We start from the raw sequence: 26389 nt of genomic DNA, 5'->3' as shown, positions 1-26389 counted from the left end.
CCTCTCCCCCAAGAGGGGCGAGGGGGAAAGGGAGCCGATCTTCATGCCCTTCAAAATCCAGGCTCGACTCGAAATTTCAGACCGACGCATTAAGCCCAAACACCAAAATCAGTCCCCTCTTCCTCCGGGCGGTCCGACGTTTCGGGAGGGCTAGTGTTTTTAGCGGCTGGCAACGGCCTGGGTCGTGGCATCGGCAAAGTCGAACACCTTGCCGCCCTGCGCCGAAGCAAATTGCTGGGCCTGGCCTTTGAGCAGAAACGCGCTCAAGCGTCCCTTGGCATCGCTGGCAAACCACGCCTGCTCCGCCAGCAACTTGATCCCGCTGTCACTGGCCTGGGCATACACCGCACGGATGTTCTTGCCTTCCTGCTTCAACCCGGCCAACGCGGTGAAGGCACTTTCGGCAGACGCGTACTGACGCACCTTGTCCTCACCCCGCACCCAGATCTCCGCGACATGGCTGAAATCCGTAATCGTTTTGCCGGTGGCTGCATCCACCGACTTCAACGGCGTCTGCGCGTAATTGGCCAGTTGCGCCGTGTAGTCCAGATTCGACGCCTTGAACGCCGCGCGGATGTACTGGTCGTCGATGAAGGTATTCAGATCGAGTCCCCGGTCAGCCTTTTTCAGCAGCTTGAGGGTGTCGATAGCGGTGCCGACCGCCTGGCGGTATTCCGGTTTCCAGCTCAGGTCGCGGGTCTGCACGCCGAGCGGGCCGTGGAACAGGTAGTTGACCTCGGCATCGACGCCGGTGACCTTGGCGATCAGTTCGCTGTACTTCTCCGGTTCAGCGGCCAGCAACTGATTGGCCTCGATGCTCGCACGCAGATAGGCGACGACGATTTCCGGGTATTTCTTCGCATAGGCCTGATCCACCAGCGCGCCGTGGAACGTCGGGGCGTTGGCCTGGGCGCCGTCGTAGATCTTGCGGGCGAAGCCACGGCTGGGAAACAGCTCGGCGAACGGCACGAAATCGGCGTGGGCGTCGATCTTGCCGGCCTGCAACGCGGAGCCGGCGACTTCCGGCGGCTGGGCGATGATGTTCACGTCCTTGAGCGGGTCCCAGCCCTGCTCCGCCACGGCCCGCAGCAACATGCCGTGAGCGGTGGAGGCGAACGGGACGGAGATGGTCTTGCCCTTGAGTTCGCTCAGCGACTGCACGCCCGAGGCGCTCGGCACCACGATGCCGTTGCCGCTGCCCTTGATGCTGCCCGACAGCACGCTGATGAACAGGCTGTGCTTGCCGGCGGTTTCGAAGGCCACGCCGTTGAACGTACCGGGGAAATCGGCCATGGCGCCGAAGTCGAGTTTGCCGGCGACCATCTCATTGGTCAGCGGCGCGCCGCTGGTGAAGTTCTTCCACTGCACATCATATTTAGCGTCCTTGTAGGCGCCGTCGTGGGGCAGGTATTTGTCGAGCAGGCCCAGCTCGCGAATCAACAGACCGCCAGCGGCGCAGTTGATCGTGGTGTCCTGGGTGCCGATGGCAATGCGGATGGTTTGCGCCGAAGCGGACAAGGTGAATGAAGCCAGTACCAGACCGGCGATTGCTGCACGCAACATGAGTGTTTCCCCTCGAATCATTTATAGGATGTTCGTCTCCGCCGTGATCAGGGCACGGTGGGAAACGAGGGGTGTTCGATTTCAGGCGTCCGGGGGTGGCCGGATGGCGGTCTTGCGGTGTCTGGGCGGGCCTCTTCGCGGGCAAGTCGCTCCGACAGAAGGGTGTCTCAGCGCAACAAATACGGAATCTCGACTTTCACCGCCCCGGTCGGGCAGTCCTTTTCGCAGGGCATGCAGTACCAGCATTCGTCGAACGCCATGTAGGCCTTCTGGGTCGCCGGGTTGATCGCCAGCAAGTCCATCGGGCAGACATCGACGCAGACGGTGCAGCCCTTTTCGGCGATGCATTTGTCCTCGTCCACGGTGACGGGGGCATTGGAGCGGAAGAAGATTTCCTGGGCTTGATAGGCCATGGTTCGGGTTCTCTCTTATCGGTGTATCAAGCGGCGAAGGCGCCAACCCGCAAGCGGTCGTAGGCCTGCATTTCCTCGGCGTCGAGCGGGATGATGTAAGGCTCGACGGCTTTCTTGAAACTGGTCATGCGGCCGTCATCGCCCTTCTTCAGATGGCAATGGCAGAACCACTCGCGGTCGTCGCGTTGCGGGTGGTCGACCCGATAGTGATACAGGCCCCAGCGACTTTCGGCACGGAACAGCGAGGCCCGTGCGGCCATTTCAGCGCAGTCGCGGATCACGCTGACTTCCATGGCGCGCATCAATTCGTGGGCGTTGTTGGCCTTCATTTCATCCAGATCGCGCTCGATGTCGCTGAAGCGTTGCAGACCGATCTGCATCTTCTTCGTCACTTTCGGCGGTTGCAGGTAGTCGTTGACGAAACGCCGCAGCTTGTACTCGACCTGGGCCGGCGGCAGACCGTGTTCGCGGTCCAGCGGTGCGTAGACCCGCGCCTGTTCCCTGGCAATCTGCCCGGCATCCAGCGCGGAAAACTCGCGCCCGGCGACGTAGTCCGCCGCGTTATGCCCGGCAAACCAGCCGTAGGTGAACGCCCCAAGCATGTAATTGTGCGGCACCGCCGCCATGTCGCCGGCCGAGTACAAGCCTTTGACCGACGTCTCGGCACGCTCGTTGACCCACACCCCGGACGCCGAATGGCCGCTGCAAAAACCGATCTCGGAGATGTGCATCTCGACCATCTGCGTGCGGTAGTCGGTGCCGCGATTGGCGTGGAACTGACCGCGACTCGGGCGCTCGTTGCTGTGAAGGATTTCCTCGATGTTCTGGATGGTTTCCTCGGCCAGGTGATCGAGCTTGAGAAACACCGGGCCGTTGCCGCTTTCCAGCTCCTGGTGGAACTCCCACATCATCTGCCCGCTCCAGTAATCGCACTCGATGAAGCGTTCACCCTTGTTGTTGGCGGTGTAGCCGCCCAGCGGGCCGGTGACGTAGGCGCAGGCCGGGCCGTTGTAGTCCTTGATCAGCGGGTTGATCTGGAAGCACTCAAGATTCGCCAGTTCGGCCCCGGCGTGATACGCCATGGCGTAACCGTCACCGGCGTTGGTCGGGTTTTCGTAGGTGCCCATCAGGTAGCCCGAGGATGGCAAGCCGAGGCGTCCGGCGGCACCGCACGCGAGGATCACCGCTTTGGCCTTGATCACATGGAAGTCAGCGGTGCGGCAATCGAAGCCCATCACGCCGTTGACCGCGCCCTCCTCGTCAGTCAGCAAACGAGTGCAGACCAGGCGGTTGGTGATGCTCACCCGCGCGCGCTTCAACTGGCGGTAGAGGACTTTCTTGATGTCGTGCCCTTCCGGCATCGGCAGCACATAGGCACCCATGTGGTGGACTTTTTTCACCGCGTAATCGCCGGTTTCGTCTTTCTCGAACTTCACGCCCCAGCGGTCGAGTTGCTCGATGGTTTCGAAACTGTGCGTCGCATAGGCGTATACCGCCGCCTGATTGACGATGCCGTCGTTGGCAATGGTGATTTCCTTGGTGTACTGCTCCGGCGTCGAGTGGCCGGGGATGATCGCGTTGTTCAGGCCATCCATGCCCATGCTGATCGCGCCGCTGCGTTTGACGTTGGCCTTGTCGACCAGCAGCACCCGCAGGTCGCGATTGTTTTCCTTGGCCTTGATCGCCGCCATCGGCCCGGCCGTACCGCCACCGATCACGACGATGTCGTATTCCTGTTCAAGAACGTTGCGACTCATGCCTGCTCCCCTTTTTGCCGGTCGATCCGCAGGCGGTACTGGAACGCATCGCCACGGTAATAAAGGTGTTCGAAGTCCAGAGGCTGGCCGCTGGCATCGTGGGTCAGACGCTCGATGCGCATGATCGGCGAGCCGGCCTCGACGCTCAGTGCCTGGGTCAGGTCGCTGTCGGCGAGCACCGCGTCAATCGCCAGATCAGCGTGGCCGAGGGCGATGCCGCAGTCGTTTTCCAGGATCAGGAAGATGTCGCGGGTCACCAGGTCAGCCTTCTCCAGCCGCTCGCCGATGGCTTTGGGCAGGTAGGTGATTTCCAGGGAGATCGGCTCGCGGTTGATCAGGCGTACGCGTTTGATCTGCGCCACAACCTCGCCTTCCGCCACTTGCAGACGCTCGGCGAAGCGCTTGTCGGCAGGGATGAATTTGAAGCTGCGCAGGCGGTTGATCACCTCGTAGCCGCGCCCGGTCATGGACTCGGCCAGACCTTGCAGGCTGCTGACGTTCTGGAAGGTCTTGGGCTTGGCGACGAAGGTGCCTTTGCCGTGGATCTTGAAGATCAGCCCTTCCTTTTGCAGATCGCCCAGGGCCTGGCGCACGGTGATGCGACTGACCTTGAACAACGCGCCAAGCTCGCTTTCGGACGGCATCTGGCTGTCTTGCGGGTATTCCCCATCGAGAATGCGGGCGCGCAGGACATCGCGCAGTTGGGTGTGCAGCGGGACGCTGCTGAGGGAGAGAACGTTATCGGTCATCACGGGATCACTTGTTATAACGAGTTATGACGTGATCTTAGAGACGTTATGACAAGCTTGAGAAATATTGTTTGGGCATAACCTTAGATGCGCCGCTCCACCGCGATCGCTGGCAAGCCAGCTCCCACAGGGGAATACGGTCAGGAGCGCTTGAGGATCTGGTCCATGAGCCAGTCGGTCTTCAAGGCCTCGGCGGCGGTGGCCGGGTGTTGCGCGGTGCCGCGAATGTGCGCGTTCATGCCCAGGACGTGGTGCCACTGGATATGTTCGTGGTGGGGAATGTCCAGACTGAGGTGCTCCTCGGCATGCAGTTGCACGGGATGCTCGTCGAACACCGAAAACCCGATCCGTCCCTGGCTGCCGATGATCTCGACCCGATCCTCGCGCCGATCCGCCACGAAGTTCCAGCAGCCCATGCCCAGCGCCCCGCAAGCGAAACGCCAACTGGCACTGACCGCATCCTCGGCCGCGTACAGTCCGGCCTGGCGCGCGGTGAGCCCCGCGACTTCGACGATATCGCCCAGCAGGTACTGAAACAGGTCCAGGCCATGGCTGGCCAGGTCAGCGAAATAACCGCCACCCGCCACGGCCGGGTCAGTGCGCCAGTTGGCGCTGCCGTCCAGATCCATGGGCGACGGCGCCTTGGTCAGCGTCCAGCTCAGGTGCCGCACTTCGCCGATGCGCCCCTCCTCCAGCCACTGCCGCACCTGCTGGAAGCGCGGTAACGAGCGGCGATAGTAGGAGACGAACAAATGCAGCCCGGCTTCGGCAAACACCCGCTGCATGTCGCGGCTCTGCCCGGCGTTGAGGGCCATGGGCTTTTCCACGCAGCAATGCTTGCCGGCGGCGGCGACTTTCAGGCTGTAGGCGTGATGAGTGTCAGGGGGCGTGGCGATGTACACCGCGTCCACCTGCGGGTCGTTGATCAACGCCTCGACATCGGTATAGACCCGAGCGACGCCATGGCGCGCGGCGTAATCGCTGACAGCATCGAGACGGCGGCCCATGACCGCCACCAGCGCAGAACCCGGCGCCTTGTAGAAGGCCGGCCCGCTCTTGCGTTCTGTGACACTGCCACAACCGATCATGCCCCAGCGCACCACGTTCACGTCCATGTCCTGCTCCTTATCCTGTACCCGTCAGCCGATGCGCAGCGCGCGCAAATCCAGATGACCATCCTTCAGCGGCGGGCACCAGTAGTAGCCGCCGGTGATCGGCCGGCTGATGCGGTACAGACCGTCGGTGATGCCATCTTCCAGGCCGCTCATGCGGCGCAATTGCGCTTCGAAAGCGTCGAGGGAGAAGCCGAACGCGAGGAACATCAGCCCGGCGCGGTCACCTTCGATCCATGGCATCGAACGGCGGACAACGAATGCCTCGGGAGCGAAGCTTTCCTGAGCGGTGCGTTTGACGTGGGCGGAGACCGGCGCGTCGTCGATTTCTTCGTTGTCGCTCAGGCGGCGGCCCATGATGTTGTCCTTGTCTTCGGCGGACAACGCGTGGAACCCCTTGAGGTCATGCTGCCACTGCTGGATCGCGGCGAAGCTGCCACCCACCAGACCTTCGGCGCCCTCGCCGAGCAACGCAGCGGCAATCGCAGCTTCGTCGTGAGGGTTTTCGGTGCCGTCTTCGTAACCGGTCAGGTCGTGGCCGTTCATGTGGCGGAAGGTTTCGTTCATCTGTACCAGACGCAAGGCCGGGGCCAGCGCGGCCTCCACGGCGGTGCTGCGATTGAGCAGCTCGCCACGGTCAACGCCGTGCAGCCAGACCCACAGGGCGTGCTGGGTCGACGGGTTTTCCACGCCGACACCGGTCAGCGCCGGGAAGCTGCGCAAGCCGTCGACCTGGACGTTCAAGGCCTTGACCAGCGACTCACCGAAACCGACCACCGCCGACTTGCCATCCACCAGATTCAGCAGGTTGTCGAACGCCTGCGGCAGCGCTTCAACCGATTCGAGAGCGAAAAACAGGTGACGTGCTTGCGGGGGAACGGGGGTGGCGAGGATGCCCGGCTGGTAGTAACTCATGTGAACTCCTTGAGAAAGTGGCGCGGAGTTTACCTGTAGGCGGATGGTTTGTGGGGGATTCGATGCGCCAGAGAATCAGGCCGCAGGCTCCTGCCGCCACGCACTCGGGCTCATCCCCGTCCAGCGCTTGAACGCCCGGCGAAAGCTGCGCACATCGCTGTACCCGACCTCCTCCGTGATCCGCTCGATCGGCATTTCCGGGTTCGCCAACAAACTCATCGTCCGCGCCTGCCGCACTTGCTCCAGCAGCGCCTCGAACGTCAGCGCATGCTCGGTCAACCGGCGGCGCAACGTGCGGCTGCTCATGTTCAGGTCGCCGGCAATCTTCTCGATATGACTGCCCTGGCTCAGGTCCCGGGCAATCGCCCGCTCTACCGCCTGAATCAGATCCAGTTTCTGATGCACCTGCGCCGCTTCCAGCTCCAGCAACTTCACCGCCTGACGCAACGCCAGGGAATGATGGTTCGGCAGGTTCACATCCAGCCAGCGCACATCGATCAACATGCGATTGTGCAGGCACCCGAAACGCACCTGCGGCCCAAGCAGCCGGTGGTATTCGTCGACGTAATCCGGCGCCGCATGTACGAATTCCACGGCAATCGCTTTGAAGTCATTGCCCACCAGCGCCCGGCCGTATACCAGCAAACTGGCGAAAAACTCTTCCACCGCAAACATCTGAATCTCGGCAAACGGCAGCCGGCACTCGGCGTCGAGGTACACCTGCTCGCCCACCACCTCAACGCTGGACACTACGATCCCGCCCGACGTGTGCTGATGACGAATCCCCAGGGCAAACGCGTCGCGCAGGTTCTTGCACAGCGACAGCACATGCCCCAGCAACCCAAGCGTGCCCAGCACATTCTGCGCGCCGACCCACAGCCCCAGCCCCTGATTGGGCAGGACCTTGAGCGCGCGCTGGATCATGGCGACGGCCTGGCGATAAGAAATGCGTTGCGCCGGGTCCTGCAAGTCTTCGCAGGTAAAACCCAGGCCACGGCACAGGCTCTCGGGGTCGATGCCCTTGTTGGCGGCGACTTCGGCCAGGGTCTGCAAGAGGAACGGCGACACCAGCGCCAGTTCGTAGGTGGGGTCGACGACTTTCATATTCATGGAGGTGGACATCCCGGATCACGCTGAATTGTTATTTTTGTAACCGGTTATGTCGAAAGAAGTTAGCACAGGGTTGACGGGCTGTCCGCAGAAGTCCCCCTACGTGTCCGCCAATACCCTGCCCTGGCGTACGACAACGGCTTATTTCTATGGTGCCGGGCGCCATGTGCGCCGGCGGTACGCCCAATCACAATAATAATGAGGACGGACATGACCCAGAACCGCGCGACATTCCCTGCGCATCTCGCCCTGATGCTGACCGCCAGTGCCGTAACCTTGCCGGCCCTGGCGACCGAAGCCGGCGTCGACAATATCGGCACCGGCACCGACGGATTCTTTGTCCTGCCCCTGGACGTCGACAACCTCCCGGAAAACATGGTCGCGTTCAACCTCTACTACAACCACTACAAGGCGACCAAATTCAACATCAGCTCGCTGGGCGGCAAGGTGCCGAATGTCGAGATCGAGTCCACGGCCGTCATCCCTCGCCTCGACTACCTGAGCCCGGTACGGATTCTCGGCGGACGTCTGGCCGGCTACATCGCCCAGCCGTGGCTGAAACAGGAAGTCTCGGTATTCGGCCTCAGCGACACCCGCGAAGGCATGGGCGATACCACATTCGCGCCGATCATCCTGTGGGACATGGGCAAGAACCTGACCCTCGGCGCGGCGGTGGAAGTCACCGTGCCCACCGGCGAATACAGCGTCGATCGCCTGGCCAACACCAGCAACAATTTCTACACCTACAAACCCCTGTTCTCCTTCACCTGGCTGCCAACCGAGCGCACCGAGGTGTCGATGAAGACCACCTACAGCTTCAACGAGAAAAACAAGGACACCGACTACAAGTCGGGGCAGATCTTCCATTTCGATTATTCGGCCAGTTACCGGGTCACCGATGACCTGCGGCTCGGCGTCAACGGTTACTTCCTCAAGCAGACCACCGACGACAAACAGTTCGGCCATACCGTGCAGTTTGCCGGCGAAGACGTGAACGACGGCGTGCGCGGCAAAGTGTTCGCCATCGGCCCGGCGCTGTACTTCACCTTCCTCAAGTACGCCAGCGCGGAGATTCGCTGGGCCAAGGAGTTCGATGTGGAGAACCGGCCGGAGGGTGAAATGCTCTGGGCCAAGATCAGTATTCCGTATGCGTTCTAAGGCAGCCCTCTCCTGGTGATCTCGTGGGAGTGGGCTTGCCCACGAAGGCGTCCTGTCAGTCGGTCTTTATGTAGCTGACCCATCGCCTTCGCGGGCAAGCCCGCTCCCACAGGGGATGTGGGGGGATGGCACACCCACCCTGAAACTTTTCCTCGATCCCCGGCCCGATCACCTAACCTCAATGTTTGTGTGATCAACCGGAATCGAGCCCGCTCATGCGCAATGCCTTGAAGTCGTTGATTTTCATCGCCGTGACCCTGCTCGGCCCAAGTGTCGTGGCCGCCTTCGCCGCCGATCCGCCCGACACCGCCAATGCCGGCATTGCCGCCCCGCTGCCCGGTGTCTCGGCGACTGATCTGCAAGCGCTGCAACAACGCCTGGACGAACTCAAGCAGCAGATTTCCTCCACCAACAATTACGCCCAGCTCGAAGGCCCGCAAGACCGGGTGCAGTCGTTCATCCTTGACGTCGATCGGCTGTCGGCATCGCTGCTGCCGCAACAGGCCCAACTGAGCGTGCAACTCAGCGTCCTCGGCGCCGCGCCGGCGGATGCGATTGCCCCCGAACAGGCCGACATCGCCGCCCAACGCGCCTCGTTGACCGAACAGAAAAACAAAGTCGACACCACCCTGAAAAACCTCGCCGCGCTCAAGCAAAGCGCCACCGACCTGATCACCCACATCGCCGGCATCCGCCGCAACCTGCTCGAAAGCGAGCTGACCCTGCGCACCTACAGCATTCTCAACCCGTCGTTCTGGACGCCGTTGTTCGACCCATCGCCGGATGACCGACAGCGCTGGCAAGCGTTCGGCGAGCAGATCCGGCAAACCGGCGCCCAGGCCTGGGAACCCGGCCAGCGCTTCTTCACGACGTTATTGGTGCTGTTGGCCGCCTTGATCTGGACCGTCGGCCGTCGCCTCGCCGACCGCTGGCTCGCGCAATTCTGCATCCACCGCATGCCCGAAGGACGCCTGCGCCGCAGCTCACTGGCCTTCGCCTCGGCCCTGGCCACGCTCGCCACCACCGCCATCGCGCTGGAGCTGCTCTACTACGCCTGCACACGCCATGTGCCGCTTTCGCCGATGCTGGCGACCTTCTCCGACGAATTCGAAAAAGCCGTCTATGCCTGCGTGATGATCACCAGCCTGGGCCGCGCGTTGCTGTCCACCGAACACCCGTCATGGCGCCTGCCATCGATCGAAGACCAAGTCGCCCTCGCCCTCAAACCGTTCCCGCGCCTGCTCGCCGGCACCCTGCTGGTGCTGGTGACGCTGATCCAGATCAGCAACGCCTCCGGCATGAGCAGCCAGATTGTGATGGCCGGCCGTGGCATAACAGCGGTGCTGGTCATGGCAATCGTTGTGACGCTGCTGGTCCGCACCGCCCGCGTGCGCAAGGCGCTGGTCGCTGCCGGCGACACCTCGGCGGCGGGCAATACCCTGGCCGGGGTGATCTACACCGTTGCCAGCCTGTCGATGGTCATCTCGATCATCGCCCTGCTCACCGGTTACGTGTCTCTCGCCCGCTTCGTCACCTACGAACTGGTCTGGAGCTACATCGTCCTCGCCGGTTTCTACCTGCTGATGCAAGTGCTCAAGGACGGCTGCGCATTCCTCTTCTCGCCGAAACACTCCAGCGGCAAGGCCCTTAAGCAACTGCTGGGCGTCAGCGACCGACGCCTGGAGCAAATGGCGATCCTGACCGCCGGCTTCGGCCGCGCCGGCCTGTTGCTGCTGGGCGTGATCACCCTCTTCGTCGGCGGCATCGGCACCACCCTCGGCCAACTGCTCGCCAACATCGGCACCATCCTCGGCGGCGCCGGCCTGCGCAAACTCAACATCGTCCCCGGCCACCTGATCAACGCCGTACTGGCGCTGATGATCGGCATCTACCTGATCCGCGCCCTGCGCCGCTGGCTCGACAACGAATTCCTGCCCAAGACCGACATGGACCCGGGCATGTGCGCGTCCTTAAGCACCCTGTTCTCCAACATCGGCTACGCCACCGTCATCCTCTTCACCCTCTCCTCCCTCGGCGTGCAGTGGACCAACCTCGCCTGGATCGTCAGCGCCCTCTCCGTCGGCATCGGCTTCGGCCTGCAAGAGATCGTGAAAAACTTCGTCTCCGGCCTCATCCTCCTCACCGAACGCCCGGTCAAAGTCGGCGACCTCATCAGCATCAGCGGCGTCGAAGGCGACATCCGCCGCATCAACGTCCGCGCCACCGAAATCCAGCTCAGCGACCGCTCCATCGTCATCGTCCCCAACTCCCAACTCATCTCGCAAAACCTGCGCAACGTCACCCTCGGCGGCAGCGCCCAAGGCGTGGCGACGCTGGAATTGATGTTCCCGCTGGATATCGATCCGGAACAGGTCAAGAGCTTGCTGCTGGATACCTATACCGAGCACGAAACCATCCTGGAGAAACCGGCACCGTTTGTGAGGTTCAGCAAACTGACACCGGACGGGATTACGTTGACGGTGACGGGGTATGTGGGCAGCCCGAGGATTGTGGGGGTGACGAAGAGTGATTTGTTGTTTGAGATTTTGAAGCGGTTGGGGGCGGCGGGGATTGAGTTGGCTAAGCCGGTGACTTAAAGGGAGGTTGTGGGAATGAGGGTCTGCTATCGGACAAAAGCGGACGTCTGTGAGGAGGCTATTTTCCGGTAAGTTTTGGCTATCCTACCCTGCCGTGGAGTAAAGAATGTTAATGTTCTAGTCATCGTTACTTGAGCATATGTCCGCGCATAAAATTTGTTCTCATGGACTTTTAAAATGGATACGATTTTTACCCTAAATGCAAGAGGAAACGTTTTCCTCGAAGTAACTAGCGATGCTTTTGAAGTTTCTCAATCGAGAATGATGACCGAAATTCAATCTATGTTTCAAAATACCGTTCGCGATCTTAAGAAGAGCGGCGTGGACTATGCAAAACTAAAAACAGCGCTAGTTCCATCTTTGGAGAATAACGAAATTGGACTTATTTTCGATTCAACGGCAATAGAATCTAGCAGTTATGGTCGCGAGGCAATGCAGGCGATTTTACCTTTTTTGGATCCTAGAAGCACACAGAGTATTCTCGCTGGAGACCTCGTCGCGAGCAATGAAAAACAAGAACTTGTATTCAATCTACTCTCTGAGAACTTAATCCTTACAAAATCGTTCGAATATAAACACAGCAACCTTCTTTTTTGCGTTTATATAACGAATGTAACCGATACGTCTTTGGAAAGAATCCATGAAGGGTTAAAATCATTTTCAGCGTATCTGGGATTCATTCCGACCACTTACGCTTCCTCTGTAAAGGCCTACCTTTCTACTATTTTAGTAAATGTATGCATAAAACGAGAGAACCTGATCATTCTCCCTCATGAGGATGATCGGTCGAATGATGAAAATATCAATATCACATTCTATCCATTTGAGGATCTTGGATATCAAATACGGAGCATTCAATCGCACGACTTCAACCACTTCCTTAGCTATAAAATCGAACGGCCGACTTGGCCAGGATTCGAGACGGATACGCACTTCTCACTGAATGCAATTTCAGATGTGGTATCTCCGTTAGCAGACATGGATATTCAAATAGAAGACGCAAAATATGAATATTTAATAAATGTAGGGAAACTGATAAAAGGCGATCTTGTTGAGCTTGACAAAGTGCAACTGACGAATCTAATACGGTCAAAAATTGAAGCAAGCTATATATATAATCTTCGCTACTTGAAAGATCTCGATGTGAAAATATTCAACGTAGTAATTGAGGTTCCACGATCCGCGTCAGGCCGCATCGCCCGCATGAATGTTGCTCTAGAGTATAAGCCTGATGATCATCTTCTCAGGATGATCACACTCTACTAGTCGGTTTCTGGCCCAGATTGCCCATGGTGACGCTAGCCACACCGAAACAGGTTGGCGCTGGCGTCTACGGGCTCCTAGGAGCTTCTTCGCAATCTCGCCAGTTTCCTCAATCGATTTTTCTTCGACTTCTCGGAACTCAGTTCCAACGCTCTTAAAGTGCCCGGAATAAGGACCTGACTGATTGTTTGCCTCGCAGGAATTCCATTGTTCTGCCAACCAGTCAATATTGGCAGTTTTTGGCCGCTCTCTACCTGTCACCACCGGTATCAATCGACCTAAAGCGGACACTAATTATGTAGTCAGGCGCTGCGTGACAGAGTTAGGTTTTCGGTTTGACATAGACGATAGGCTCCTTGCGTTGTTGAACCATTTTGAACTCTTTGAACGACGGGCGCACTCGTTTCAGCGATACCTGATGCGGTACTTTGCCAACCGCACGCTTAGCTGCTTGTAAGGTCCAATCGCAGCGACTACCTAGAATCACTTCTTTTAACACAAGGACCTCATTGTTGAATGGCAGAAAATGCATTCCATTGCGGCCTGGTAGCGCGTTGTCGAAGCGAACGATCAAGCGATGTTCTTTCTCATAGGACCATTCCACAGACTTGGTCGTGAGTAGAGTGTTCAACACTTCGGCAGTCACATTGCCTAAGCAGGGACTTTCCCCAAGAAGTTTACTAAGTCTTTTTGGCTCATAGATGACTTCCCGGAGTCTTTGTTCGATCACCTCAAAGCCTAGGCATACGCCCTTGTGTTTGTCGCCGTAGTGCGCCCACATCACCGGACTCTGCCAAGTCGTGCTCATGCACACCAAGCCGAACGTATCGGTGACACGCCCTTGGACGTACCTAAGAACTTTGCGTGCCGCAGGTTCTCCTATTGATGCACCGAGTAACTCAAAAGGATCATTTAACTCTGCTATGGTCGATAGCTTGAGACGTCGCTCATGCAGAATGACTTTCGCCCACTTCTCTGAAGTTAAGTAGTACAGCTTCAATTTGTCCCTCGCTTTTGCACTTCTTTCTCACGGGGACGGTGCACGCCCCATTTGACCAAGTTCCGCCGAGAAGCTGACCAAGTTTTCCATGTCGGTTGCATTGCGCAAAAGAATAGCCGTGTTGCCAGCGGCGCTGAGGGTGCACTGATTCAAAGGCGCTCCAAGGTCGTGGCTAGATACGAGCATAGCCCAGAGAAAGCCACCGAAGACGAATCGATATGCGATGTGGCCACTGAGGCGCACTTTTCCAGGCTGCATGATGAGGCCGGTGAAAGCCCCAGACTCGTGCTTCAGGCCGAACATGAAACAACCATACCGCTCAGGGGAACCCGGGTCACCGGCTAGGAGAAGGCGGCGCAGGGCCTCTGCGTGTTTTCCGAGCTGGACGTTTTCGAAGAACTGTAATGAGGAAACGCCGGCCCGCCACAGTACGGAAAGCTGGAACAGCTTAAACTGGCGGTAGTCGAGGTCCGAGATGTGGACGATATTGCCCTCTTGCCTGACGGTCAGTGACACGCCCCCCTTGAGTACCAAGCTTGCGTAGCGCTCCCAAACCGACAGCTTTTTTTCACATGCATCGCACAGCAAACGTTCTCGCAACCCCTTTTGCTCGCGCCAATTCGCTTGCTCCGGAATGATGGACAGCACCTGAAGCCGGTGTTTTTCGTCATAGAGTGTCTCGTACAGGAACTCGGGAATGACGTGCGAACGGCGAAGCTCGGCTTCTTTGAGGCACAGGGCGCAGGGCATACGAGGACTAACGTAGCAGTAAACGACGCTGTACGGACATATCGCGCAGCAACCGGTTGACTGGCGGGTTTTGCGACAGTTGGGGGAGTAGAAATTTCATGTCGTTCCTTTTTTACGAGCCTCACGATCAGTTCAATACATTGCGGTCGACTAAGCTCCGACATTAGAAGAAGCATAGCTACTCATTTCCCATCGCTCCTTCCACCAGTTGCTCCTGGCCGGTAGCGGGCGCTTCCAAACGTCTTTCTAGCCCTTTCTTTCAAAACACCTCAGAACGCCTTCTAAGCCGTTGCTGCTGCTGATCAGTGGTCCGTACAATGGGATACAACCAATGGAACAAGGATCAAGGAACGATGGGAAGCCCAATCGAAAAGCCTTTTGAGACTGCGCGTCAGTTGCTTGATTACGTTTCACCTCTTAATGAAGTTTGGAAAAACGGGAAATACGTCTTCAGGGGCCAGCCAAGCGACGAATACAAGCTAACCCCTTCTGTGTGCCGCAATGGCAAAGGTTCATTTGGGTACGACTCTCCTCGAAGAATGCTCGATAAATCAAGCTCAGGACAGATTCGCTTTGAGTTGGACATCCTGAAGAAATTCTTAGATGGCTGTGATAGGTCGGGATTGATTGTGCCCGGATATACAGAGCAGATCAGAGATAGACTGCTATCAGCTCAACACACATTCATGAGCGGGCACTTGCCATGGCCTCAGCAAGAAATGCACCAAATCATGGCAATAGCTCAACATTACGAGGTGCCAACGCGTCTCCTAGACTGGACTGATAGAAGCTTTGTTGCATGTTACTTTGCTGCATCCTCAGCTAGCTTTGAGATTGATTTTATGGGAATGCCTAAAATCGCTGTATGGGCTCTGGAAACCACCTATGCACCTTTTTGGAAAACCTTGAAGATCATTAGACCACCGGGAGGCACAAGTCAAAATCAAGCGGCACAGTCTGGTTTGTTCACTGCTCACCATGCGAAGGATTACAGTGTAGACGACGTATACACACCTGACGCGCTTGAGGACGTTCAAGAAATCTACGATATAAGAGGTGGCTACACACCGCTTTTTAAACTGACGCTACCAGTTAGCGAGGCGCCGGAACTGTTGGATTTGTGTTCTAAAATGGGCGTTGATGGCTCCACTCTATTCCCCGGCTTTCACGGCGCGGCAAAAATGGTTAAAGACTGGGGCAATGTGGAGATTGGAGTAAGGCATTCCCAATCTGCGATAGACGATTACAACGCTGATAGCTATGACAGTGATCCTGACGTCTACTGATCACGGATAACTGAGCAACACCACGAAAGGATGCATCACATGTTGAATTTAATGCTGTCGCTGGACCTAACAAATGCAAATGATAACGGCCACGACTGATCGCTTTTGGCCGACAGCGGTCGCTTGCCGATGTCCGCTTCTGGCCGGAAGCGACCTTTCACGCGAGGACGCAAAAGCATTTCGTACGTTTCTGTCCGTTTCAAATTTCCTTGTAGCCTGTGCCAATCGCAGCGTGAGCCTAGCTGCTCTCAAACAATCCTCATTGATCTAAACACAGCCGTTTAAATCAAACTCTCATCTCCCCGCAAAGGGCTACAACACCTTGCGCCATTCCCTACACCTACGCCAGAATCCGCCGGCTTGTGCGTCTACGCCACGGCTTCCATCATTTCTCCGTCACTGAAAACCAGTGATCGGGTTTGGTAGACCCGTAGCGCTGATGCATTGCGTCGCCTTGTGCGGTTGCGTTGTTGCGACCGGATTTATGGTGGCCATGCTCAGGGCTTCTTCGGAAGCGCCGGTTCCAGTGCTCCGGTCTACCAACCTGTGTATGGTCGCCACCCTCGTTTGGTAGCGAGAGTGGATGACTCCCCTTTTACTAAGTGCTGGAGTTTCATCTATGTTCAAAATCACACCCAACCCACCAGAACCCAATCTGGAAACCGACCCCGCCTCGCCCTACGAATGTCCCGGTTCGAAGAAATTCCACGATGCCGCCGAGCGTGCGCTCGACCATTACCTTTCCCCGGCCGCGCGGATCATGTCGTCCTGCAACGAACCCGAGGCCATGTACATGGCCAATCCCAAGTACAACACCGAATCGCTGCTCGCCAACGCCAGCGAAAACCTCGGCTCAGTCAGCGAAATGCTCAGCAACTTCGCAGCAACACTCGACCATTCGCATCGCAAAACGGCGTTGGGTATCGCGCAGGTGGTGATGGTTGCCGAGTTGGCGGTGAATCAAGCGTTGGACCATGTTGAAGTAGCGTAAACCGTGGTTCCCTAGGGCGGTTTCGGATCGCGTGTATCCGAAGTCCGCCCTCTGCTAGCGGTTTTGTCAGAGGACAGCACGCACGCCACTGACCACCTGCACCAATCCAAACGCTCCGATAGCCAGCGCCGACACGGAGGAAACTGCGTGCATGAATGAAGCCGACATTTTTTGCCGCAGCACGGACGTTGTGCCGCTCAAGCACAGCCACCAGGCCGCAGAACCCAGGAACACGCCGGCGACCATTGTCAGGGTGGCGAGCCACATTGTGTTGCCGGTCTGGTCGTGGCCGCCGCTGAGTGGGTCGAGCGCCGCGAATATGGCGATGAAGGACAATATGGTCATGGGGTTGGAGAGCGTCAGGCCAAACGCGGTCAGAAAATCCCGAGCCGCCGCTGCCGACGCTTCTTCCTTCGATTCCGACAAGGGCTTGCGCATGTCCCGGGCAATGCCCCAGGCGAGCCACACGAGAAACGCGCCGCCCATGATCTTCAGGATCATCGCGAGCGAGGGTGAGGACAGGGCGACTCCCGCTACGCCAATCGCGCCAAGCAGCCCGTAGATCGCATCAGCGCTGGCAGCGCCCATGCCGGTCGCAAATCCTGAACGAAATCCGCGCTTCAGACTGCGCTGAATGCAGAGCAGCCCGATCGGCCCTACCGGTGCAGCAATCGAACAGCCGATGACGACCGCTTTGATGAACAACATATGCCTTCCCCTTACGATGCACGTCGAATTCAGTGGTCATCGTAGGCATTCTTCAATTTGCGAAGAATGCAGTTTTAAAGGAATAATCCCTCCTTTACTTAAAAATTAAAGAATATGGACGAAATCGACTGGAAAATACTCGGCAATCTCCAAAGCAATGGCCGGATGACGTATACGGAGCTTGCACGCCAAGTCCACCTTTCCGTGCCGGCCGTCACGGAGCGCGTCAGGCGTCTCGAAGAGGTGGGGGTCATCGAAGGTTATGCCGCTCGCGTCAATCTGGCTGCGGCGGGTTACCCGGTAGCCGCGTTGATTGCGATGACGGTGCCCCAGCCGGCCAAGGCAAAATTTCTGGATCTGTTGCGCTCGATTCCTGAAATTCTCGAATGCGACCATGTCACCGGGGCCGATTCCTACGTCATGCGACTGGTCGCGACCAGCATGAGCGACCTTGAGCGCTTGATCGAGCGGATCAACCTTTACGGCGAGACGCGAACTTCAATCGTGATGTCCACTCCGTTGTCTTCGCGCGCTCTTGAGCGCCCAGGGCGCCATTGATTCGCAAGCCGTGCCGGATGACGAGCGAAGCTGTCGGGTGTGGTCGGCAGCTATCGCTCCGCCCTTTTACAAACCGCCTTGCTTGTAGGCAAATGACTGCGCCAGAAAATCTTCTATCAGCGCCACAACCTGCTGCTGAATCACCTCACGCGGACGCCCGTTCTCGCCATCCCGGCAAATGATCCCGTCACCCGGCACATCCTCTTCAAGCATCGCCTCCGCGCCCGGTTTGCACCGCGACATGAAGCTGAAATGGCTGGCATCGCTGATTTCGACGTAATGACTGGAAGCCGCCGGCAGGCGTTTGGCGAGGTTGGCGGACTCCAGTTCTGCGGGCAGGTCGCGCGACGGCACGCCGGCCGCGATCACCAGCGCTGGCACCGGGAGCGCGGCGAGGCTCTGATCGGTCAGGCCGCGTGACAGGCCCAGGTCCAGCGAAACGATGGCGGTGACGCGTTTATCGCGCCAGTCACCCGCCAGTGCGGCGTTGGATTGCGCGGTGTTGGTGGGATTGATCTTTCCATACACGCTGCAACTGGACAGTTGCGGATGGGTTTTGCAGTCCTGGGCGAAGCGCTCCGGATCAAAACGCGCGCCGGCGATTTCCAGCGCGGTCCAGCCGCCGCGGGAGTGGCCGACGACGGCAATTCGGTCATTGGCGACGGCGCCGAACTTTTCCGGTTGCGCCATGACTCCATCGATCACTCGGCGCAGATCGTCGGGACGCAGCCACAATTGCGCCGCTGCTTGCGGGCTGAGGTTGTGAGTGGTGGTGCCGGGGTGATTGACCGCTGCGACAATGTAGCCCTTCTGCGCCAGGGCGCTGGCAAGCCAGATCTGGTTGCTCCAGTTGCCCCGGTAGCCGTGAGAAAGCACCACCAAGGGATGCTTGCCGGCCACGGGCGCGGCATTGCGCACAGCGGGTGCGCCGACGAACACCACGTCATCGCCGATCATCTGTTTGGCGGCAGCGGTTGCGCCGGGATACCAGACGACGATTTCCAGTGCGCGGTCGTGTTGCGGGTCCGTCAACGTAGAGGATTGAAAACCGACGGGACGCTCGTCAGCGAGGGCGAAAGTCGTCAAACAGGTCAACAGCAGAGCGCCGAATGCTCGTTTCAAAATGGTTTCTTCCTTGATAGTGGGTGCAGCGGCCAATGAGCCCGGACATTAAAGCCTACATTCAAAAAAATTGGCTACGTGAATGGCGGCCCGAAGCCAGTCACCGCTCAACAAAGTGCAGCAACCCAGCCTTCGATGGGGTCAACCCATCATCTGCAAAACCCTCAAGCCCACCGTTAAATGGCAGAATCCCCGCCAGCTGATCATTTCGGAGACCACCATGCTTCGCGTGTTTGAACGAAGACTCGACCCCTTCCCGCCTGATGAACTGCCACCGCCACCGACCGGCCTGGCGAGGTTTCTGTGGGCCTGCACCCGTGGCGCGCGCGGTTATGTGCTGGCGCTGGCACTGTTGAGTGCCAGCGTTTCGATCTATGAAGCCTGGCTGTTTTCGTTTCTCGGGCAGGTCGTGGATCTGCTGGCGACCTGGAAGGCTGGCGGCGATGTCAGTGGGCAGGAAAGCCGCGTGCTGTGGGGGATCGGCGTGGTGCTGGTGACCAGCATCGGGCTGGTGGCGCTGCGCACGATGGTGCAGCACCAGATTCTGGCGATCAATCTGCCGCTGCGGCTGCGCTGGGACTTCCACCGGCTGATGCTGCGGCAAAGCCTTTCGTTTTTTTCCGATGAGTTTTCCGGTCGGGTCACGACCAAGGTGATGCAGACGGCGCTGGCCGTGCGCGAAGTGCTGTTCACGGTGATCGAAATCGCCCCCGGCATCGGCGTTTATTTCATTGCGATCATCGCCCTGGCCGGCGGCTTCGATCTGAAACTGATGCTGCCGTTCATTGCCTGGGTCGCGTTGTTCGGGTTGGCGATGCTGTATTTCGTGCCGCGCCTGGGCCAGGTCGGCCAGGAACAGGCCCACGCACGGTCGTCGATGACCGGGCGGATTTCCGACGCCTACACCAACATCACCACGGTGAAACTGTTCTCCCACTCCAAGCGTGAAGCGCACTTTGCGCGGGCGGCGATGGAGGATTTCAAGCAGACCGGGTTCCGCCAGATGCGTCTGGTCAGCCAGTTCGAAATCGTCAATCAGGCGCTGGTGGTCGGCCTGATTATGGGTGCGGGTGGCTATGCCTTGTGGCTGTGGCACCAGGGCGAAGTCGGCACCGGCGCGGTGGCGGCGATTACCGCCATGGCGCTGCGTATCAACGGCATGTCGCACTGGATCATGTGGCAGATGACGTCGCTGTTCGAAAACATCGGCACCGTGCAGGACGGCATGGACACCCTGACCCGAGGCCCCAAGGTGCAGGACGCGCCGAACGCCGGCGTGCTGGTGCCGATGGGCGGCGCGGTGACCTTCGACAAGGTGCGCTTCAACTACAACGGTGAACGCCAGGTGCTCGATGGCCTGAGCCTGAACATCCGCCCGGGCGAAAAAATCGGCCTGGTGGGCCGCTCCGGCGCCGGCAAATCCACGCTGATCAATCTGCTGCTGCGCTTCTATGACGTGGACAGCGGCGAGATCCGCATCGACGGGCAGAACATCGCCCATGTCACTCAGGACAGCCTGCGCAGCACCATCGGCATGGTCACGCAGGACACTTCCCTGCTGCACCGCTCGATCCGCGACAACATCGCCTACGGCCGCCCGGACGCGACCGACGAACAGGTACACCGCGCTGCCGCCAACGCCCAGGCCGACGGTTTCATCAGCCAACTGAGCGACCGCCAGGGTCACAGCGGCTACGACACCCTGGTGGGCGAGCGCGGCATCAAGCTCTCCGGTGGCCAGCGCCAACGCATCGCCATCGCCCGGGTGATGCTCAAGAACGCGCCGATCCTGCTGCTCGACGAAGCCACCAGCGCCCTCGACTCGGAAGTCGAAGTGGCCATCCAGGAAAGCCTCGATGAAATGATGCAAGGCAAAACCGTCATCGCCATCGCCCACCGCCTGTCAACCATCGCGGCCATGGATCGGCTGATTGTCATGGATGAGGGGCGGATTATTGAACAGGGAACTCATACTGAGCTGCTCGGGAAAAACGGCACCTATGCGCGGCTTTGGCAGCATCAGAGTGGCGGGTTTCTGGGCGAGGATCAGGGGGTGGCCGAAGCGGTGGATTAGGTGGGAGTGGTTGGAGGCGGTCACTTGTGACTGCCTCCTGCAGGAAGTGAACATGGCCTGTATTGATTAGGCATCCGTAGCGTTAGCCGTCCTTCATTTTTAGTCAGCCATTCTTGTAGAGAGCTTTTGAAGCTCATCTACGTATGGAATCATCCCTGCTTCAATAAACCGCCCGTCGATCTCAAAACTCTGCATGGGGATCAACTTCAAATTGGCGGCTCGCAAAAGCAATGCACGCGTTTCCGAAAAGTATTTGGACACGTAATCCGATGCCAGTTGGCGGCGAAATATTGAATAGCGCTGAGCATGCTCCTCATTTGATTCCTGCCCGCTATCACGGTTGAACTCGTCATTTTCGCTGGATAAAAAACCGTCAACACGCTCCAGATGCTGCTTGATATCGCGCTTCAGTGTTTGCTCCAACGCCAGACGCAGTGGCGCTTGCGCCATCTCAGCAATCTTTGCTTCCAGAGCCAAATTATCTTGTAGAAGTTGATCATTTTTTTTTGTAAGAGCGGACGACGAATCCTTTAACAAACTCAGATCCCGATTGATTGCCAAGGCATCTCGCTCCGCCCGTTGGCGATCCACTACCGTTGTAGCAACAGCCAGCGCTGAGAGCACCACGAACAGTGCAACTACGGCCATTTTTGCGCTGCGTGTTTTGGGCGGGTGCAGCGACGCAACAACCCCAATGACACCGAGAACTATGCCTATGACACCAGCGCACACGCCGATAAACGTTTCCATTCGACACATCCAAAAAATGGAGTCAGATCAAAATTGTAGATGACGAAATGCGAGGGACTACGAAGTTGTCGGTTCGATGCCTCTACATACTGGATTCCTGGAAGGAATGGCGATTTGAGCCATTGACCGCATCAATAGCAATCATCAACTCAATGAAGTTCTCATATCAAATCAGCGGCGTAAGATCGGCTCCATACCCAACCACTGCCTCACGGAGCACACAAGATGAAACGCCAAACCCTTCTCAGCATCGCTCTCTCGGTCTTCGCGCTGAACGCTTTCGCTGCTTCCTCCACGCAGCCTCTGGTCGCTGAAGGCGGCGCTGATCGCTTGCTGGAAAGACGCGCTGTAGCGGCGACTGAAACTGATCCACTGTTCAGCGACGCTGTTGCCGCCGCGACCCAAACCGATCCACTGTTCAGCGATGCCGTTGCTGCCGCCACTGAAACCGATCCGTTGTTCAGCGATGCGGTTGCCGACGCGACTCAGACCGACCCGCTGTTCAGCGACGCCGTTGCGGAAAGCGGCTCGGATCGTCTGATCGAACGCCGTGCCGTCTGAATGCATGGCTTTACCGTAATGCTCGACAAGAGCCCGGCCTTATCCGCCGGGCTTTTTCGTTATTGCGGGAGGTGAACGTCGCGAAGTGCCCACTCAGGGAAGCCCTGATCCCTTGGCGAACCTGGCTATGGCACACTTCAGGCCCGTTGCGCAGACCTTTGTGCAAACGGATCGCGAGTTCAATAACCATAACTAACGCTGTTCTCCCCGGGCGCTCTTCACCTGTGGGGTGAACCCAACAAGGATGTCGTCATGAAAGTCTCTTTTGCTATCGCCACGCTGGCGGGTTGCCTGTTTACTTTGTCCGCGTCGGCGGCCACTCCGACTCACGGCGAGCTGTTCCAGGCTTTGGCCGAGTGCCAGGGCAATTTGAAGCAGGTCGGCGCGTTCAACGAGCTGGTGGATGCCAAGCAATTGTCACTCGCCAACGATGAAGCACACACACCGTGGGGCGGTGGCGCATGGCAGGTCACGCCGGCGCTGACGGTGCATGGGGTGTCGTCGAGCACTGCGGTGATGATTGATCGCTTCGGTTTCTTCCTGCAAACCGCCAGCAGCAGCCCGAAGGCAGATGCCGAGAAGCTCGCCAGCACGCTGAAACTGAAAAAGGTGCTGGATACCGAAGGCTACGTCGACTACCAGCGCAGCCTCGGCAACGGCGCGATCGTGCGAGTGCTTTCCACGGAAAACAAGGACAGCGATCTGTATGTGGGGTGCAGTTATCAGGACGCTTCCTGACGCGCGGATGTGCTTGATCCGGTGATCGGCTTGAAATCTCAGTCCCTCACCCTCCGGGAGAGGGCTGGGGTGAGGGGCTGCGGATATTCTCAACTCTGAACCACGTGCCTGCGCAACTCCTGCGCAAAATACTCAACCGCCGGATTGCTTTGATTCTTGCCCATCCTCAGCTCGATGGTGACATTGCCCAGGGTCGGTAATCCGCAGGCAGCGGCGTCCAGCACCTGCCAACCCGATTGAATCAGCGGCACCGACGTCGCGGCCACGGCCAGCCCGCTTTCCACCGCAAGCTGGACCCCCGTCACACCCGTGCATTCGAAAGCGATTTCATACTCTCTCTGGCTGCTGCTCAGCGCCGTGAGAATCTGCCGGCGATACCCGCAACCGTGCGGGTACAGCGCCAGCGGCAGCGGTTCATCGGGGGCGAGCCGGTAGGTTTCGCCGGCAACCCATTGAAGCTGATCACTGCGCAGAATCTCGCCATTGCCGTCGCCATTCCTTTGGGTGACCAGGGCCAGATCCAGGTCGCCGCCTTCGAGCCCGGTGAACAGGTTCTGGCTGATGTCGTTACGGATCTTGAGCCTGACGTTCGGGTAACGCTGGGTGAACTGCTGGAGTACCGGTGGCAGGAATGCGCTGGCGTAGTCGTCGGGAATGCCAAAGCGCACGGTTCCCGAGATTTCCTCTTCGATGAACAGCGCCATGGCCTCATCACTCAGGGCCAGCATCTTGTGAGCGTATTGCAGCAGAAGCTCGCCATCGCGAGTCAGCTCGGCGGTCTGGTGGCCACGATCGATCAGGCGTTTGCCGACCAGTTCTTCCAGCTTCTTCAGTTGAATGCTGATCGCCGCTTGCGTCTTGTGCAGGCGCAACGCAGCCACCGAGAGGCTTTTGCACTCGACGATGACTTTAAAAGCATGGAGCAATGCCAGATCCAGTTGCCTCACCCTGCCTCCCGAAAACTCATCAATGACTGCCCCGGATGCTACGCGCGCGGGGTCGGCAGCTCAATGCGCAGAACGCCAGGCCAACCGTCGCCACGCATAACGATTATTTAAGCCGCGCTTAATTTTTATTAAATATCCACACAAAGCCCGGTTGGATAGTGTGTTGGCAACGCCTAATCAAACCCTCTCAACAACAAAAACATTAGCGCCGGGGTTGCTCGATCTATGTCTCGTTCAAGACCTGCCCTTTCGATGAAGTACGCCTGTTCGATTGCGCTGGAGAAAACCGAATGAACGCCGAATTTGACTATGTAATCGCAGGTGCTGGATCTGCGGGCTGTGTGCAGGCGCGCCGGCTTTCCGATGCGGGATTCAAAGTGTTGCTGCTGGAAGTCGGCCCGTCCGACAAGTCGTGGATCATTCGTATGCCGGCCGGTCTGCGCTCGGCGTTCAAACCCACCTCCCGATACAACTGGTGGTACTACACCGAAGAACAAACCCACTTGAACAATCGCTGCATTCAGCAGCCGCGCGGACGCCTGCTGGGTGGTTCGTCATCGATCAACGGCATGACCTGGCTGCGCGGCCATCCGCTGGATTACGACCGCTGGGAGGCTGAGGGTGCCACCGGCTGGAGCTGGGCGGATTGCGCGCCGTATTTCAAGAAGATCGAATCCAGCGTGATCGACAGCCAGTACCGGGGTCAGGACGGGCCGATCCGTGCCCAGCGTCAGGAAAAGCTCAGCCCGCTCAACGCGGCATTCCTCGACGCCGGCCAGCAGGCGGGGTTTGCGCTGACGGACGACGTCAACGGCTTTCGTCAGGAAGGCGTTTCGCGCTTCGAAATGAGCGTTCGCGACGGGATCCGCAACAGCTCGGCCTACGGTTATCTGCACACGATGGGTGCGCACCCGGACCTGACGATCTGGCTCGGTTGCGAAGTCCAGAAAATCCTTCTGGAGGGCAAGCGCGCCGTCGGTTTCCGCGTCCTTCACAAAGGCAAGATGATCGACGTCCGCGCCCGCAAGGAATCGATTGTCAGCTGCGGCGTATTCGGCTCGCCGCAACTGTTGATGCTGTCCGGGATCGGCCCGGCGGCGCACCTGCGTGAGCATGGGATCAGCTGTCAGGTTGATCTGCCGGGTGTCGGCGAGAATCTGCAGGATCACCTCGAATGCCACATTCAGATCGAGACCAAGGAGCCGGTTTCGCTTAACCGGGAACTGCAGCCCCATCGCATGCTCTGGGCCGGCATGCAGTGGTTCGGCTTCAAAAAAGGTGTGGCGTCGGTCAACCAGTGCCATGTGGGGGCGTTCCTCAACAGTTCGCCGACGACGCCGCACGCGGATATCCAGTTCCACTTCTTCCCGGTGTTCTTCGACAAGAACTGGATTCCTGTCGCCACGACCTATGGCTATCGAATCGGCGTAGGGCCGATGCGCCCGACCAGCCGGGGCAACGTGCGCCTGCGTAGCGCCAAGGTCTCGGATCCGCTGCGCATCGACCCCAACTACATGGCGACCGATGAGGACTGGCGCGTCATGCGCGAGGCCATGCGCCTGGGGCTGGACTTCGCCGCGCAGCCCGCGTTCAAGCGCTACAACTACCGTGAAGACACGCCTGGCGTCCACATCCGTAACGGCAAGGCCATGGACGACTTCATTCGCGAAGACGCCGCCAGTGCCTATCACCCTTGCGGCACCTGCAAGATGGGCCGGATCGACGATCCGACCGCCGTGGTGGACAGCCAGTTGCGCGTCCTCGGCGTGGAAAATCTGCGCGTCATCGACGCCTCGGTGTTCCCGTCGGTGCCCAGCGCCAACATCAACGCGGCGACGATCATGCTCTCGGAAAAGGCCAGCGACATTCTGTTGGGCAAGCAGCCTCTGGCGCCTGACTCGCTGCCGTTCCACAGCCAGCTCGCCGTTCCCAGGGCCAATAAAGATCTCGGCCGGATGCCTTCAGGAAAAACCGCATGACCCAGATTATCCAGCGTCAGGCTACGGCCGAAGAACAGCAGCAGTCCCAGCAATGGGAGCTGTGGGAAAGCGACGATACCGACCGCTTCGAATACAGCTACGACCGGGACGTCCGGTTTGTGGTGCAGAGCGGTGAAGCGGTGATCCACAGCCCGACCAATCCACCGGTTTCGATCAGTCCGGGCAAGCTCGTGACCATTCGCAAAGGTGTCGAGGGCAGCTGGACGATCAGCGTCCCCATCATCAATCGCTATCAGTACATCTGAACCTCGAAAAGGAGAAAAAAAG

General features: G+C 58.6%; 24 protein-coding genes. 11 read left to right on the top strand and 13 right to left on the bottom strand.

Annotated elements, in window-relative coordinates:
* Positions 1–159: 159 nt before the first annotated feature.
* The 7 genes from KVQ74_RS04050 to KVQ74_RS04020 all read right to left on the bottom strand — a co-directional run bounded on the left by KVQ74_RS04050 (position 160) and on the right by KVQ74_RS04020 (position 7619).
* Entirely contained in the window at positions 160–1584 is a 1425-nt protein-coding gene (locus KVQ74_RS04050) for an ABC transporter substrate-binding protein (protein ID WP_217829715.1), read from the bottom strand.
* A gap of 146 nt (positions 1585–1730) precedes the next feature.
* Positions 1731–1976: a 4Fe-4S dicluster domain-containing protein gene (locus KVQ74_RS04045; RefSeq protein ID WP_007959413.1), complete on the bottom strand. Its 246-nt coding sequence runs from the start codon at positions 1974–1976 to the stop codon at positions 1731–1733.
* Between the two features lie 26 nt (positions 1977–2002).
* On the bottom strand, positions 2003–3733 hold the full coding sequence (locus KVQ74_RS04040) for a fumarate reductase/succinate dehydrogenase flavoprotein subunit (protein WP_217829714.1): 1731 nt from the start codon (positions 3731–3733) through the stop codon (positions 2003–2005).
* Positions 3730–4482 (bottom strand): GntR family transcriptional regulator, encoded by a 753-nt coding sequence (locus KVQ74_RS04035; RefSeq protein WP_217829713.1) that lies wholly within the window; start codon positions 4480–4482, stop codon positions 3730–3732. Before KVQ74_RS04035 ends, KVQ74_RS04040 begins: the two co-directional genes overlap by 4 nt.
* 140 nt (positions 4483–4622) lie before the next feature.
* Positions 4623–5591 carry a Gfo/Idh/MocA family protein gene (locus KVQ74_RS04030; protein WP_217829981.1) on the bottom strand — a complete coding sequence of 323 codons (969 nt, stop codon included), beginning with the start codon at positions 5589–5591 and terminating at the stop codon, positions 4623–4625.
* A 30-nt stretch (positions 5592–5621) separates the two neighbouring features.
* A complete protein-coding gene (locus tag KVQ74_RS04025; protein WP_217829712.1) occupies positions 5622–6509 on the bottom strand; it encodes a Dyp-type peroxidase in 888 nt (295 codons plus the stop codon).
* A 75-nt stretch (positions 6510–6584) separates the two neighbouring features.
* Positions 6585–7619 carry an AraC family transcriptional regulator gene (locus tag KVQ74_RS04020; protein WP_217829711.1) on the bottom strand — a complete coding sequence of 345 codons (1035 nt, stop codon included), beginning with the start codon at positions 7617–7619 and terminating at the stop codon, positions 6585–6587.
* Positions 7620–7829: 210 nt separating this feature from the next.
* Between KVQ74_RS04020 and KVQ74_RS04015 the strand changes: the two genes are divergently transcribed.
* The 3 genes from KVQ74_RS04015 to KVQ74_RS04005 all read left to right on the top strand — a co-directional run bounded on the left by KVQ74_RS04015 (position 7830) and on the right by KVQ74_RS04005 (position 12640).
* A complete protein-coding gene (locus tag KVQ74_RS04015; RefSeq protein ID WP_217829710.1) occupies positions 7830–8777 on the top strand; it encodes a SphA family protein in 948 nt (315 codons plus the stop codon).
* Between the two features lie 215 nt (positions 8778–8992).
* Positions 8993–11374, top strand: coding sequence for a DUF3772 domain-containing protein (locus KVQ74_RS04010; RefSeq protein WP_217829709.1), 2382 nt, complete (start codon positions 8993–8995; stop codon positions 11372–11374).
* Between the two features lie 177 nt (positions 11375–11551).
* The gene (locus KVQ74_RS04005) at positions 11552–12640 is read left to right on the top strand and encodes a hypothetical protein (RefSeq protein ID WP_217829708.1); all 1089 of its coding nucleotides are present in this window, start codon (positions 11552–11554) and stop codon (positions 12638–12640) included.
* A gap of 319 nt (positions 12641–12959) precedes the next feature.
* Here the strand turns inward: KVQ74_RS04005 and KVQ74_RS04000 are convergent, their stop codons facing one another.
* Positions 12960–13637 (bottom strand): DUF2971 domain-containing protein, encoded by a 678-nt coding sequence (locus tag KVQ74_RS04000; protein WP_217829707.1) that lies wholly within the window; start codon positions 13635–13637, stop codon positions 12960–12962.
* A gap of 27 nt (positions 13638–13664) precedes the next feature.
* Positions 13665–14387 carry a hypothetical protein gene (locus tag KVQ74_RS03995; RefSeq protein WP_217829706.1) on the bottom strand — a complete coding sequence of 241 codons (723 nt, stop codon included), beginning with the start codon at positions 14385–14387 and terminating at the stop codon, positions 13665–13667.
* Positions 14388–14740: 353 nt separating this feature from the next.
* Here KVQ74_RS03995 and KVQ74_RS03990 point away from each other — a divergent pair, with 353 nt between their 5' ends.
* Entirely contained in the window at positions 14741–15673 is a 933-nt protein-coding gene (locus KVQ74_RS03990) for an FRG domain-containing protein (RefSeq protein WP_217829705.1), read from the top strand.
* Positions 15674–16292: 619 nt separating this feature from the next.
* Positions 16293–16664 (top strand): DUF6124 family protein, encoded by a 372-nt coding sequence (locus KVQ74_RS03985; protein WP_217829704.1) that lies wholly within the window; start codon positions 16293–16295, stop codon positions 16662–16664.
* Positions 16665–16730: 66 nt separating this feature from the next.
* Here KVQ74_RS03985 and KVQ74_RS03980 read toward each other — a convergent pair whose 3' ends face one another.
* Positions 16731–17372: a LysE family translocator gene (locus KVQ74_RS03980; RefSeq protein WP_217829703.1), complete on the bottom strand. Its 642-nt coding sequence runs from the start codon at positions 17370–17372 to the stop codon at positions 16731–16733.
* A gap of 114 nt (positions 17373–17486) precedes the next feature.
* Between KVQ74_RS03980 and KVQ74_RS03975 the strand changes: the two genes are divergently transcribed.
* Positions 17487–17930, top strand: coding sequence for an Lrp/AsnC family transcriptional regulator (locus KVQ74_RS03975; RefSeq protein ID WP_217829702.1), 444 nt, complete (start codon positions 17487–17489; stop codon positions 17928–17930).
* A 66-nt stretch (positions 17931–17996) separates the two neighbouring features.
* Here KVQ74_RS03975 and KVQ74_RS03970 read toward each other — a convergent pair whose 3' ends face one another.
* Positions 17997–19052 (bottom strand): alpha/beta hydrolase family protein, encoded by a 1056-nt coding sequence (locus tag KVQ74_RS03970; RefSeq protein ID WP_217829701.1) that lies wholly within the window; start codon positions 19050–19052, stop codon positions 17997–17999.
* A 220-nt stretch (positions 19053–19272) separates the two neighbouring features.
* Here KVQ74_RS03970 and KVQ74_RS03965 point away from each other — a divergent pair, with 220 nt between their 5' ends.
* Positions 19273–21126 carry an ABC transporter ATP-binding protein gene (locus tag KVQ74_RS03965; protein ID WP_217829700.1) on the top strand — a complete coding sequence of 618 codons (1854 nt, stop codon included), beginning with the start codon at positions 19273–19275 and terminating at the stop codon, positions 21124–21126.
* Between the two features lie 99 nt (positions 21127–21225).
* Here KVQ74_RS03965 and KVQ74_RS03960 read toward each other — a convergent pair whose 3' ends face one another.
* Positions 21226–21876, bottom strand: a complete 651-nt coding sequence (locus tag KVQ74_RS03960; protein ID WP_217829699.1) for a hypothetical protein — start codon at positions 21874–21876, stop codon at positions 21226–21228.
* Positions 21877–22101: 225 nt separating this feature from the next.
* Here KVQ74_RS03960 and KVQ74_RS03955 point away from each other — a divergent pair, with 225 nt between their 5' ends.
* Entirely contained in the window at positions 22102–22437 is a 336-nt protein-coding gene (locus KVQ74_RS03955) for a hypothetical protein (protein WP_217829698.1), read from the top strand.
* A gap of 252 nt (positions 22438–22689) precedes the next feature.
* Complete coding sequence (locus KVQ74_RS03950) at positions 22690–23175, top strand: hypothetical protein (RefSeq protein ID WP_217829697.1); 486 nt, start codon at positions 22690–22692, stop codon at positions 23173–23175.
* A gap of 89 nt (positions 23176–23264) precedes the next feature.
* On the opposite strand, the gene KVQ74_RS03945 is transcribed toward KVQ74_RS03950, so the two are convergent.
* The gene (locus KVQ74_RS03945) at positions 23265–24101 is read right to left on the bottom strand and encodes a LysR family transcriptional regulator (protein WP_217829696.1); all 837 of its coding nucleotides are present in this window, start codon (positions 24099–24101) and stop codon (positions 23265–23267) included.
* 311 nt (positions 24102–24412) lie between these two features.
* On the opposite strand from KVQ74_RS03945, the gene KVQ74_RS03940 reads away from it, so the two are divergent.
* Positions 24413–26101: a choline dehydrogenase gene (locus tag KVQ74_RS03940; protein ID WP_217829695.1), complete on the top strand. Its 1689-nt coding sequence runs from the start codon at positions 24413–24415 to the stop codon at positions 26099–26101.
* Positions 26098–26367: a cupin domain-containing protein gene (locus KVQ74_RS03935; protein WP_217829694.1), complete on the top strand. Its 270-nt coding sequence runs from the start codon at positions 26098–26100 to the stop codon at positions 26365–26367. The genes KVQ74_RS03940 and KVQ74_RS03935 overlap by 4 nt, the downstream gene beginning before the upstream one ends.
* Positions 26368–26389 lie beyond the last annotated feature (22 nt).

The sequence above is a fragment of the Pseudomonas botevensis genome (assembly GCF_019145475.1).
Classification (GTDB): domain Bacteria; phylum Pseudomonadota; class Gammaproteobacteria; order Pseudomonadales; family Pseudomonadaceae; genus Aquipseudomonas; species Aquipseudomonas botevensis.
Note: the sequence above shows the minus strand (reverse complement) of the source record. Positions and strands in the feature narration are given on the sequence as shown.